Origin of the sequence: Bacteroides sp. D20, from assembly GCF_003436255.1 — a bacterium.
Classification (GTDB): domain Bacteria; phylum Bacteroidota; class Bacteroidia; order Bacteroidales; family Bacteroidaceae; genus Bacteroides; species Bacteroides uniformis.
This window is the reverse complement of sequence record NZ_QSOO01000042.1, coordinates 1-1,893: the sequence shown is the minus strand read 5'-3', so window position 1 is coordinate 1,893 and position 1,893 is coordinate 1. Positions and strand designations below refer to the sequence as shown.

Annotated in this window: 3 protein-coding genes; 1 reads left to right on the top strand and 2 read right to left on the bottom strand. The window is 38.2% G+C overall.

Features of this window, described 5'->3' with window-relative positions:
• Positions 1 to 22 precede the first annotated feature (22 nt).
• The gene (locus DXD78_RS20835) at positions 23 to 439 is read left to right on the top strand and encodes a hypothetical protein (protein ID WP_117652958.1); all 417 of its coding nucleotides are present in this window, start codon (positions 23 to 25) and stop codon (positions 437 to 439) included.
• 589 nt (positions 440 to 1,028) lie between these two features.
• Here DXD78_RS20835 and DXD78_RS20830 read toward each other — a convergent pair.
• Positions 1,029 to 1,406: a pyocin knob domain-containing protein gene (locus tag DXD78_RS20830; RefSeq protein WP_117652957.1), complete on the bottom strand. Its 378-nt coding sequence runs from the start codon at positions 1,404 to 1,406 to the stop codon at positions 1,029 to 1,031.
• A 73-nt stretch (positions 1,407 to 1,479) separates the two neighbouring features.
• The coding region (locus DXD78_RS20825) for a hypothetical protein (RefSeq protein WP_233534031.1) at positions 1,480 to 1,893 on the bottom strand (414 nt) is incomplete at its 5' end.

Genomic DNA, 1,893 nt, shown 5'->3' with positions numbered 1-1,893 from the left:
TGCCCCTTAAATGTGTGAGATTATGGCAGAGAAGCAAGATATTAGAGAAAATACGATGAGTGGTGGAACTCCGGCACGGCTGCGTGGACTGGCGGCAAACGGCAACAGTATATCACCGACATTGGAAGAGGTAATGAATGCGATGGGAATATATACCTATAGCTTTACATTGGCGGCAAAAGAGGAAAAAGACCTTGGCGACTTGGGGGACGGTATGTATTTGCTTGCATCCCCCAACAATGCAGCAACTGCTATATTTGCTTTTGGTTCCTATTCAAAAGGTTTTGTGTCAGATGCAGGTTCAAATTTTTACTGTGATTATACAGATGGGACTAAAGGTGTTGCTTTCGGTCGAAAAACGACAAATGGTAGCTTTTTTATCAAAAACAACAGAAGCACTGAAACATACATAGTTTTAAAAAGGATTGGTACCTTATGATAGTGGTTCTGCAAGCCATGTGGATTTTCATTCTGGTTATGCCCGTTCCGGCCATCTCGGTCAGAACGGGCAGAATACTTCTTGTCAATGCAGTCCATTCATGGGGTAGACTGCATAAAACCTAAACACTTAACTGGAATAATTGGCGGCATTACCCACCAAAAGCATCCGATCTTCACAGACCGAGAATACTTTCATTATTCCAAAGAATAAAATAGTATTAGTTAAGTAGTATATCGGCTAACTATACAAAGTTACAGTATTTAGTCGGAAACAGCAACCATCTAAGTAAAAACATCCCGATACTTCACAGACCGGGATGCAATGCCAAACAAAGAGAGTTTCCGAATGAAAATCAATATGAACAAAATGTCTTTAAACCTTAATGCAACTAATACCTATTGTCTAACCATAACAACTACAAGTTACTGATAACTTTTAAGACATAAACCATAGTACAAAATTGATACCAGAATGATTGCGCAACAATATTGCATTCATTTTCATTAATATAAGGCAAAATCCTCTTTTAACAATACTGTGGAATATTGTGGAGTGCTCCACGGTATTGTGGAATAATTCCACAGTTTTAAGTAAGAGTTACTGACTTCCATTCGCTCCAATTCCCATTCCAGCATCGTCTTACATACATTCCTATCATATTTTCTGGGACAGCTATTTGATACAAAAACACTCCTTCTGTTATATATTTTGCTCTATGATTTGAGTATATGCCAAAAATAGTATCTGATGAAATGGGTGGATGATTAATAGTATCAGCGTTAAACATGCCAGAAATTCCATAATCTGTTTCGTTATTCAAATCTGCAGCATATCCTTTACCGAAAGTTTCTGCCACCTCTTGAATTGTCGGTGATATACTGTTGCCGTTTGCCGCCAGTCCACGCAGCCGTGCCGGAGTTCCACCACTCATCGTATTTTCTCTAATATCTTGCTTCTCTGCCATAATCTCACACATTTAAGGGGCAAAGGATATGGCAGAAAAAGTAGAATGAATAAATAGCTTTATTATAGGTAATTTATATTTGCCTCCAATCAGTATAAAGGATGGCATTCCCACTGCTATAGCCTTCTCTGATATACGTGAGCCTTCCGCTTACCATCTGAAAGATAAATTGGCTACCACTGACATCTCCTTTAGATGAACGCTGCACATGAATACAAACACCATATTCTATCGGTGAATTTTCTGTCTTTCCTATATAAACAATGCTTAAACCTTCATTTAAAACCTTGTATGCTTCATTCAAATCGTTTAAAGATGTGATTCCAATTCCCTTAATAGACAGTAATGCACTTAATGAGGGAAGCTCCATCTTAGCTTGCCCACTATCTGTTTTTTCCCCATACACATACTTCATACTTGTGACTACCGGAAACTGGTTCATTGCTATATCATCACCTGCCATACTTAATATATTTAATGGGCAAGA

Excerpts from the sequence above, each read along its gene's own strand:
- DXD78_RS20835 (WP_117652958.1), top strand. The coding sequence starts at position 23 with ATGGCAGAGAAGCAAGATATTAGAGAAAATACGATGAGTGGTGGAACT.
- DXD78_RS20830 (WP_117652957.1), bottom strand. The coding sequence starts at position 1,406 with ATGGCAGAGAAGCAAGATATTAGAGAAAATACGATGAGTGGTGGAACT.